This window comes from Streptomyces europaeiscabiei, from assembly GCF_001550375.1.
Lineage (GTDB): Bacteria > Actinomycetota > Actinomycetes > Streptomycetales > Streptomycetaceae > Streptomyces > Streptomyces europaeiscabiei.
The window spans coordinates 1-7,406 of the sequence record NZ_LRTR01000533.1 but is presented as its reverse complement, the minus strand read 5'-3'; the positions used below and the strand labels follow the sequence as shown (position 1 = coordinate 7,406).

Below are 7,406 nucleotides of genomic sequence, written 5' to 3'. Positions count from 1 at the left end.
GGCGCCCGCCGGCCCGGCGGCGCACGATCCGGCGACGGCGCTGGCTTCGGCCGGCGCCGAAACCGACGCCTGAAGCCGGTCCGGGCGAGTGAGACCACCCTCCTGGGCGTGCGGGGCGGATGCCGCACGCGCGGGAGCCGACCTTCGGTCCGCGCGGAGCCACATGCGGTCCACGCGCGCGTGGGCGTCCTCACCTCGGCCCGGCGGTTCGGCGGCCTTTCTCACCCGGCGTCGCCGACCGGGGCCGGAAAGAGGGAGCCAAGGTCGCTGGGGAACTCGCTCGGGAACTCGCTGGGCAGGTCACTCGGCAGAGCGCTCGGGATGCCCGAGGGCAGCGTCGGAAGGTCGCTGGGCAGTGAGGACGGGAGGCTCAGGGACGGGGTGGGCGAAGGGCTCGACCCGCGGCCGGTCTCGCCCGGCGTCTTCTCGTCCGGCGATCCCTCGCCCCCGGTGGCCGCGAGTAGGACGGCGACGACGGCGCCGAGGGCGACGATCACGGCAAGCACCATGAGCGCGACCTTGCGGCGCCCGCCGGGAGGTGGCCCTCTGGGCGGATCGGGTGGCCGGCAGCCCCCGCCCTGACCCGGGGGCTGCCGGCCACCACCCTGCCTCGAAGGAGGCAGGCCACCACCCTGTGAAGGCGGACCGAAGCCCCCGGGCGGTGGTGCGTGTGCCCCGGCCGGATCGCCCGGCGGCGGGCCGTAGCCCCCTGATGGCGGCCCGAACCCACCGCTGCCGGACGGCGGTGTGCCGTCCGGCGGCCGGGGCGGATGGGACGGTGACGGCGGCATGCCCATACGACCAGAGTCGCCGCGAAGCGGCCAAGGCGCGAGCCCTGCGCGGAGGTTGATACGGACTCATGCCCCGGATCGCATGATTCCGGAGAATTCCGTGCAGGGATCGAACGAAGGAGGCACAGGAGGCGGCCGAGACCGGAGCCCGGCCGGGGCGGGAGGAGGCCCCTGCCCCGTCAGCGGAAAGGGCCTCCCCACGCGCGCGTGATCAGCCGCGCGCACCCAGCAGGTGGTCCATCGCCAGCTGGTCGAGCTGCTCGAAGGCCATGCCGCGAGCGGCGGCGGCCTCGGCGTCGAACTCCTCGAAGGCCGTACGGTCCGCGAGCAGGGCCTGCAGGCCGTCGGCGGCCGTGGGCTGGGCCAGCTGGTCCAGCCGTGCGGCACGCAGAGCCTCCTGGACCGCCGGGTCCGCGCGGAAGGCGGCCGCACGCTCCTTGAGGATCAGGTAGTTGCGCATGCAGCCCGCGGCCGACGCCCACACACCGTCGAAGTCCTCGGTACGCGGCGGCTTGAAGTCGAAGTGCTTGGGGCCCTGGTAACCGGCGGTCTCCAGGAGGTCGACCAGCCAGAAGGCGGAGCGCAGGTCGCCCGCGCCGAAGCGGAGGTCCTGGTCGTACTTGATGCCGGACTGGCCGTTGAGGTCGATGTGGAAGAGCTTGCCCGCCCACAGGGCCTGGGCGATGCCGTGCGGGAAGTTCAGCCCGGCCATCTGCTCGTGGCCGACCTCGGGGTTGACGCCGTACAGCTCCGGGCGCTCCAGGCGCTCGATGAAGGCCAGGGCATGGCCGACCGTGGGGAGCAGGATGTCGCCGCGCGGCTCGTTCGGCTTGGGCTCGATCGCGAATTTCAGGTCGTAACCCTGGGAGGTCACGTACTCGCCGAGGAGGTCGAAGGCCTCCTTCATGCGGTCGAGCGCGTCCCGGACGTCCTTGGCGGCGCCGGACTCGGCGCCCTCGCGGCCGCCCCAGGCGACGTAGATCTTGGCACCCAGCTCGACCGCCAGGTCGATGTTGCGGATCGTCTTGCGCAGCGCGTACCGGCGGACGTCGCGGTCGTTGGCAGTGAACGCTCCGTCCTTGAAGACGGGGTGCGTGAACAGGTTGGTGGTGGCCATGGGCACGGTCATGCCGGTCGTGTCCAGGGCCGCACGGAAGCGCTTGATGTGCTCCTCGCGCTCACTGTCCGAGGACCCGAAGGGGATCAGGTCGTCGTCGTGGAAGGTCACACCGTAGGCGCCGAGCTCCGCCAGACGCTGCACCGATTCGACCGGGTCGAGGGCGCGCCGGGTGGCGTCGCCGAACGGATCCCTTCCCTGCCAGCCGACGGTCCACAGGCCGAAGGTGAACCTGTCGTCGGGGGTGGGCTGGTAGTTCATGCCGCGGCTCCTTGCGCTCCGACTATTTCGTCATGGCGATTTACAAATTAGTATGCGGACGCGTCTCCGGGAAGGCAAGATGTCGCCGGACCGAGACGTCGGCCGCATCAGCGGCAGTCATGAGCCGCGTGAGAGGAAGAGCCCGATGTCAGCAGCCGAGGGTCCGCTCGTCGTCGGTGTGGACTCGTCCACACAGTCCACCAAGGCCCTGGTCGTCGACGCGACGACCGGACGGGTGGTGGCGAGCGGACAGGCACCGCACACCGTGTCCTCCGGCGCGGGCCGGGAGAGCGATCCCCGGCAGTGGTGGGACGCGCTGCGCGAGGCGCTGCACCAGTGCGGGGAAGCGGCGCGCGAGGCCTCGGCGGTGTCGATCGGCGGCCAGCAGCACGGCCTCGTCACCCTCGACGCCCAGGGCGAGCCGGTCCGTCCGGCGCTGCTGTGGAACGACGTGCGCTCGGCACCGCAGGCCGCCCGTCTGGTGGAGGAGCTGGGCGGCGCGAAGGCCTGGGCGGAACGCGCCGGCAGTGTGCCGGGCCCGTCCTTCACCGTCACGAAGTGGGCCTGGCTGGCCGAGAACGAGCCCGAGGCGGTCCGCGCGACCGCCGCCGTGCGCCTCCCGCACGACTACCTCACCGAACGCCTCACCGGTCAGGGCACGACCGACCGCGGCGACGCCTCCGGCACGGGGTGGTGGGCGTCGGCGACCGAGGCGTACGACGCGGAGGTCCTCGACCGGGTGGGGCTGGACCCGGCACTGCTGCCCCGTGTGGTCCGGCCGGGCGAGGTCGCCGGGACCGTACGGGACGCCCACGATCTGCCCTTCGCCAAGGGCACCCTGGTCGCCGCCGGTACCGGTGACAACGCGGCCGCCGCGCTGGGGCTCGGGCTGCGCCCCGGCACCCCGGTGCTGAGCCTCGGCACCTCCGGCACGGTGTACGCCGTCTCCAGGCACCGCCCGGCGGATCCGACCGGCACGGTGGCGGGATTCGCCGACGCGCACGGGGGCTGGCTGCCGCTGGCCTGCACGCTGAACTGCACCCAGGCCGTAGACCGGGTCGCCGCCCTGCTGGGCCTGGACCGTGAGGCCGTCGAGCCCGGCACGAGTGTCACCCTCCTCCCCTACCTGGACGGCGAGCGCACCCCGGCCCTGCCGCACGCCTCGGGCCTGCTGCACGGACTGCGGCACGACACGACCGGCGGACAGCTGCTCCAGGCCGCTTACGACGGCGCCGTCCACTCGCTGCTCGGCGCCCTCGACCTGGTGCTCGACGCCGACGCGGACACCTCCGCGCCACTGCTGCTCATCGGCGGGGGCGCGCGCGGCACGGCCTGGCAGCAGACCGTGCGTCGCCTGTCGGGGCGCACCGTGCAGGTGCCCGAGGCCAAGGAACTGGTCGCACTGGGCGCCGCCGCGCAGGCCGCCGGGCTGCTCACCGGCGAGGACCCGGCCGCGGTCGCCCGCCGCTGGGACACCGCCCGGGGGCCGGTGCTGGAGGCCGTGGAGCGGGACGAGGAGACACTCGCCAGGATCTCCGGGGTACTGTCCGACGCGGCACCGCTGCTGGAGCGTGAACCGGGCGGCAGCTGACCGGGCCAGGGGGTGTCCGACGTGGGAAAATCCGGTTCCGGCATGATCTACAGAACGCCCACCAGGACACACCGACGGGAGCCGGGGGAGGCATGACCGCACCGCTGCACGAGACCCACACGGGCGGCTCCGGCCGTCGCCTGCCCGACAACCAGCAGGGCATGCGCCGCCGCAACCTCTCCCGGGTCATGCATTCCGTCAACGCCGAGGGACCGCTGTCCCGGGCCGCCGTCGCCTCGCGCATCGGCCTCACCCGGGCCGCCGTGTCGACGCTGGTGGACGAGCTGATCCGCTCGGGACTCCTGGAGGAACTGGGCCCCGAGCGACCCGGCCGGGTCGGCCGGCCCGGCTCGGCGCTCGCCCTCAGCCGGCGCGGCCCCGCCGGAATCGGCGCGGAGATCGGTGTCGACCACCTCGCGGTCTGCGCCGTGGACCTACGCGGTGAGGTGCGGGCCCGGGCGGTACGGCACGGCACCAACCGCGGCCGGTCGCCCGAGCCGGTCATCGGCGACCTGACCGAGCTCGTCCGGCGGGTCGTCGCCGAGGCGGAGCGCGACGGCCTGTGGCCGGCGGGGCTCGCGGTCGCCGTGCCCGGGCTGGTGGCGAGCGACGCCCGAACCGTGGTCCGCGCCCCCAACCTCGACTGGCACGACACGGACCTGGGCGCCCTGTTGCCCGGCGGTCTGCCGGTGACCGTGGACAACGAGGCCAACTTCGGCGGCCTCGCCGAACTCTGGCTCGGCGACGGCACACCGCCGGACTTCCTGCATGTCTCCGCGGAGATCGGCATCGGTGGCGCGGTGGTCGTGGACGGCCGGCTGCTCCGCGGGACTCGTGGTTTCGCGGGCGAGCTGGGGCATGTGCCCGTGCGCCCGGAGGGCCCCGCCTGCGCGTGCGGTGGCCGCGGCTGTCTGGAGCAGTACGCCGGTGAGGAGGCCGTGCTGCGGGCGGCCGGGCTGGAACCGGGCGAGCATCGTGTCGAGTTCCTCGCGGAACGGGCCGCGGCCGGCGACAAGGACGTGCACCGGGCCCTGCGCGGCGCCGGCACGGCACTGGGCATCGCGCTGACCGGCGCCGTCAATCTGCTGGACCCCGAGACCGTGGTGCTGGGCGGCGCCCTGGCCGCACTCGCGCCCTGGTTGCTGCCCTCGCTGGAACGGGAGTTGGCGCGCCGGACGGCCGGTCCGGCATGTGCCGTGGCCGTGTCCCGGCTGGGCTCCGAGGGACCACTCCTGGGTGCGGCCCACTCGGTGGTGCGGGCTGTGCTGGACGATCCGGCGACGGTCGGGGTACGGCGGTAACGCAGCCGCCGCGCACCATCGTTCATGGGCCTGCGCAGCCACTTCCCCCTTCCGGGTGAGGAAGTTATCCACAACTCGCTGCTTTTCCACCGTTTTCCACACGCCCGGACAGCCCGATCGGTAATCGCCGTACCGTGATTCACGTGAGGCGCAGCCGTTCGACGCACGGACGCGTCTTCGAGTGACGACGTCCGAGTGGAATCCCATCAATCCCATCCCCTGAAAGGCGGACCAGATGGAGCGAGCCAGGCCGCTGCCGAGCAGGCGACGGCTGTTGCAGGGCACCGCCCTCGCCGCGATCCCCTACACGTTGCTCCCGAGCCCGCAGGCCGACGCCCAGCCTCCGGCCGTCGACCACACGCCCGCCCGGTGGGATCCGGCGAGCGCGGCCAACTACACCGCGGCCGACCGCCCGACCGGCCAACCCGTCGACCTGGTGATCATCCACGTGACGCAGACGACGTACAAGAACACCATGCCCGTCTTCTGGAACCCGGCGAAACAGGTCTCCGCGCACTACGTGCTCCGGTCGGCCGACGGGCGGGTCACCCAGTGCGTCCGTGAGCGCGACATCGCCTGGCACGCGGGCAACTGGGAGTACAACGCGCGGAGCATAGGTATCGAGCACGAGGGCTGGGTGGACCGGCCCGAGTACTTCACCGGCGCCATGTACGAGCAGTCGGCGGCTCTCACCTCGGCGATCTGCGACATGTACGGCATGCCGAAGACCCGCGCCCACATCATCGGCCACCACGAGGTGCCGGGCACCGATCACACCGATCCGGGGCCTCACTGGGACTGGGACCGCTACATACGCCTGGTCAACGCCGCCTGACGCCGTCCGGGCCGACGTCGCCCCGGGCGGCGGGGCCGACGCGGGCCGAGGCCGTCCGCGCCGTCCCGCGGGGTCGCGCGGCTTGTCGGGCGTGTGTTCGGCGGTGACGATGGTCCCAGCTGTGCATGCTTTCCGGGGAGGCCGAGTTGAGCGATCCATGGGTGGCTCTGGAGCCGGGAGCCGACCCCGTCGAGCGGGTGCGGGTGCTGCGCCGCGCCCATGAGGCTTTCACGCAGCAGGGCACGGTGGCACGACCGGTGCGGTCCGTGGTGGCGGACTCGTGGCGGCGTTCGGCGAGGGCGGGTGTCGGGCCGGAGGGCACCGCGCGCGTGGAGCTGACGGACGGCGACCTCGGTTCCTACCGCGCGGAGCATCCGCTGGCCCGGGTGATGCCGTTGGTCCGCGAGTTGCTGGGCACGTTCGCCTCGGACGGCGAGCATCTACTGGCCGTGTGCGATGCGCAGGGCAGGCTGCTGTGGGTGGAGGGGGATGCCGCGACCAGACGGCGGGCGGACCGGATGAACTTCGTGCCGGGGGCGCGTTGGTCGGAGTCCGCGGTCGGGACGAACGCGCCGGGCACCGCGGTCGCGTTGGACCGGTCGGTGCAGGTCTTCGCGGCCGAGCACTTCATACGACGGGTGCAGCCGTGGACGTGCGCGGCTGCGCCGGTGCACGATCCGCGCACCGGGCGGGTGCTCGGCGCCATCGACATCACGGGCGGCGACGGCCTGGCGCATCCGCACAGTCTCGGCTTCGTCCAGGCGGTGGCGAGGGCAGCCGAGTCCCAGCTCGCGCTGCTCACCCCACCCGGGGCTTCGGCCGACGCACTCGAACTGGCGGCTCTGGGCCGCGACGAGGCCCAACTGGTCGTCGGCGGACGAAAAATCAGGCTCAGCCGCCGGCACAGCGAGATTCTGGTACTGCTCGCCCGGCACCCGGAGGGACTGTCCGGCGACGAGTTGCTGTGCGCGCTGTACGAGGACGAGTCGGTGACGCCGGTGACGCTGCGGGCCGAACTGGCCCGGCTGCGGCGGCTGCTCGGGCCCGGGTTGCTGGGGTCACGGCCGTATCGGCTCACGGTTTTGGTCGAGTCCGATGTGTCGGTCGTGGAACGGAGGTTGGAGACGGGCGCGGTGACGGCGGCCGCGTCGGCGTACGGAGGTCCGCTGCTGCCGGGTTCCCAGGCCCCGGCCGTCGTACGACTGCGGCACAGGCTCGCCGACGGGCTGCGCACCGCCCTGATAGCCCGCCGCGATCCCGACCTGCTGGCGGACTGGGCACACGCCCCCTGGGGCGAGGAGGACCTGGAGGTGTGGCGGGCGCTCGCCGCCGTACGACCGACACCGGCGGTACGGTCCCGGCTGCGCGAGCTGGAATCGGAGCTGTCTGCACCACCGGGGTGGGGGCGCCTTCGGCGTCACTGAGGAGTGCCCTCAGGTGACGGCCGGGACTCCCGGTACGGCGCGCCCCACAGTTGGTCGACGGGCGGGGCGGGGCGGGGGGGGGGGGG

The 7,406-nt window shown here is 73.2% G+C and carries 6 protein-coding genes; 4 read left to right on the top strand and 2 right to left on the bottom strand.

Annotated features, from left to right (window positions below; genetic code table 11):
* Positions 1-221: 221 nt before the first annotated feature.
* Positions 222-509 (bottom strand): hypothetical protein, encoded by a 288-nt coding sequence (locus AWZ10_RS26475; protein WP_244172552.1) that lies wholly within the window; start codon positions 507-509, stop codon positions 222-224.
* Positions 510-1,002: 493 nt separating this feature from the next.
* The gene (xylA, locus tag AWZ10_RS26470; protein WP_060892178.1) at positions 1,003-2,169 is read right to left on the bottom strand and encodes a xylose isomerase; all 1,167 of its coding nucleotides are present in this window, start codon (positions 2,167-2,169) and stop codon (positions 1,003-1,005) included.
* A 145-nt stretch (positions 2,170-2,314) separates the two neighbouring features.
* On the opposite strand from xylA, the gene xylB reads away from it, so the two are divergent.
* From xylB to AWZ10_RS26450, 4 genes are all read left to right on the top strand, one after another.
* Positions 2,315-3,760: a xylulokinase gene (xylB, locus tag AWZ10_RS26465; protein WP_060892177.1), complete on the top strand. Its 1,446-nt coding sequence runs from the start codon at positions 2,315-2,317 to the stop codon at positions 3,758-3,760.
* A gap of 92 nt (positions 3,761-3,852) precedes the next feature.
* Positions 3,853-5,061 carry an ROK family transcriptional regulator gene (locus AWZ10_RS26460; RefSeq protein WP_060892176.1) on the top strand — a complete coding sequence of 403 codons (1,209 nt, stop codon included), beginning with the start codon at positions 3,853-3,855 and terminating at the stop codon, positions 5,059-5,061.
* Positions 5,062-5,296: 235 nt separating this feature from the next.
* Entirely contained in the window at positions 5,297-5,896 is a 600-nt protein-coding gene (locus AWZ10_RS26455; RefSeq protein WP_060892175.1) for an N-acetylmuramoyl-L-alanine amidase, read from the top strand.
* Positions 5,897-6,021: 125 nt separating this feature from the next.
* Complete coding sequence (locus tag AWZ10_RS26450) at positions 6,022-7,320, top strand: GAF domain-containing protein (protein WP_060892174.1); 1,299 nt, start codon at positions 6,022-6,024, stop codon at positions 7,318-7,320.
* The last annotated feature ends 86 nt before the right edge of the window (positions 7,321-7,406 follow it).

What these genes read in the sequence shown, in the direction of transcription:
- AWZ10_RS26460 (WP_060892176.1), top strand. Translation starts at nt 3,853, where the DNA reads ATGACCGCACCGCTGCACGAGACCCACACGGGCGGCTCCGGCCGTCGC.
- xylB (WP_060892177.1), top strand. Translation starts at nt 2,315, where the DNA reads ATGTCAGCAGCCGAGGGTCCGCTCGTCGTCGGTGTGGACTCGTCCACA.
- AWZ10_RS26475 (WP_244172552.1), bottom strand. Translation starts at nt 509, where the DNA reads ATGGTGCTTGCCGTGATCGTCGCCCTCGGCGCCGTCGTCGCCGTCCTA.
- xylA (WP_060892178.1), bottom strand. Translation starts at nt 2,169, where the DNA reads ATGAACTACCAGCCCACCCCCGACGACAGGTTCACCTTCGGCCTGTGG.
- AWZ10_RS26455 (WP_060892175.1), top strand. Translation starts at nt 5,297, where the DNA reads ATGGAGCGAGCCAGGCCGCTGCCGAGCAGGCGACGGCTGTTGCAGGGC.
- AWZ10_RS26450 (WP_060892174.1), top strand. Translation starts at nt 6,022, where the DNA reads ATGCTTTCCGGGGAGGCCGAGTTGAGCGATCCATGGGTGGCTCTGGAG.